Genomic DNA, 1,252 nt, shown 5'->3' with positions numbered 1-1,252 from the left:
GGTGGCGCTCGCCGTGATCAGCCCGGCGAGCGCCTGGATCAGCTTGCGGGCCTCGTCCAGGTCCTTGTGCTTGTCGCCCTCCTCGGCCAGGCCCAGGTTCACGGCGGCGGAGCTCATCAGGTGCACGGCGACCGTGGTGATCACCTCGACCGCGGGCACGTCCGCGATGTCGCGGGTCATGGCCCCGAAGTCCGGCGCCTCGCTCGGGGGGCCGGGCTCGGCGGGCGTGGGGGCGGGGGTGGCGTCGCTCATGGTGGTTCTTCCGCTTCTTCCTGCTGGACGGTGGCCCCAGCCTACGGCGCGGCCTCTTGCGCCCCGATGCGGTATCGTGGGTGGAGACCGGCCGGACACTCATGTGACCGGCCCACAAGTGGAGGCTCCGATCTCCCACCTGACCGACCTCCGGGACGGCAGGTCACCGGTCCGGCAGTGCCCATCGTTCCGTACGGACGATGTGGAACCGCCCGATGCGCCCCGCGGTGAAACGCGGCGGTGTTCCGGTTTGTGAGGAGCCCGCCTGTGTCCCGTCCGGGGCGTTTTGCGCGTCACGAGTAACGATGGGCTGGTCATACCGAAACAGACGTTACGCGGCTGTCCGCCAGGCGGTCGCGTGGTGCAACCGAGGAGGCCCCATCAGCGCCGAGCCCCGCATCAACGACCGGATTCGAGTCCCCGAAGTGCGACTCGTCGGTCCCAGCGGCGAGCAGGTAGGCATTGTGCCGCTTGCCAAGGCCCTGGAGCTTGCGCAGGAGTACGACCTCGACCTCGTCGAGGTGGCGGCGACCGCTCGCCCGCCGGTCTGCAAGCTCATGGACTACGGGAAGTTCAAGTACGAGTCGGCCATGAAGGCCCGTGAGGCGCGCAAGAACCAGGCGCACACGGTCATCAAGGAGATGAAGCTCCGGCCGAAGATCGACCCGCACGACTATGACACCAAGAAGGGTCACGTCGTCCGGTTCCTCAAGCAGGGCGACAAGGTCAAGATCACGATCATGTTCCGCGGTCGCGAGCAGTCCCGGCCGGAGCTCGGCTTCCGGCTGCTCCAGCGGCTCGCGGAGGACGTCCAGGACCTCGGCTTCGTGGAGTCGAATCCGAAGCAGGACGGCCGAAACATGATCATGGTTCTCGGCCCGCACAAGAAGAAGACTGAGGCGATGGCCGAGGCCCGCGAGCTGGCCGACGCCCGCAAGGCGGAGCGTCGCGGCACCGCGCAGCCCGGCCGCGACGACGCCGTCGCGGAACCGGCCTAGGC

At 68.5% G+C, this 1,252-nt stretch carries 2 protein-coding genes; one reads left to right on the top strand and one right to left on the bottom strand.

The genetic code is table 11. The annotated features are described in order from the left end of the window. Window positions 1–252: DUF1844 domain-containing protein (locus ACFU99_RS44055; RefSeq protein ID WP_384404470.1), on the bottom strand; the 252-nt coding region annotated here is incomplete at its 3' end. A gap of 305 nt (window positions 253–557) precedes the next feature. Between ACFU99_RS44055 and infC the strand changes: the two genes are divergently transcribed. Then, window positions 558–1,250 (top strand): translation initiation factor IF-3, encoded by a 693-nt coding sequence (infC, locus tag ACFU99_RS44050; RefSeq protein ID WP_384404468.1) that lies wholly within the window; start codon window positions 558–560, stop codon window positions 1,248–1,250. Window positions 1,251–1,252: the final 2 nt, after the last annotated feature.

It is taken from the genome of Streptomyces sp. NPDC057654, from assembly GCF_042800135.1.
Taxonomy (GTDB): domain Bacteria; phylum Actinomycetota; class Actinomycetes; order Streptomycetales; family Streptomycetaceae; genus Streptomyces.
Note: the sequence above shows the minus strand (reverse complement) of the source record. Positions and strands in the feature narration are given on the sequence as shown.